The 269-nt window shown below is 45.4% G+C and carries 1 pseudogene; it reads right to left on the reverse strand.

Going from position 1 to position 269, the window contains the following annotated elements:
- Window positions 1-269 (reverse strand): annotated as a pseudogene (locus A3761_RS27335) (hypothetical protein); the annotation flags it as partial.

The raw sequence follows: 269 nt of genomic DNA on the forward strand, positions 1-269 counted from the left end.
CGAGGGCGTTACGTAACATGTGTTCAAGCGGAGCGACCATTCTTTCCAATACGGAACGATCCATTTCACCTTCGGTATTCAGTGCATCAAAATCGACTTGCTTACCTAGCTCGCCACCAATTTGGCGAACGATACGGCGTAGTCTTGGAACAATTGATGAAAACGGTATCATCCGTGTTTTCATCAAGCCTTCTTGCAGTTCTGAGTTAATACGGGATTGCTGTAATAATAAAGTCTCGGCATCTCGTGAACGGTCAGACAAGGTATCT

The organism is Oleiphilus sp. HI0123 (assembly GCF_001635315.1).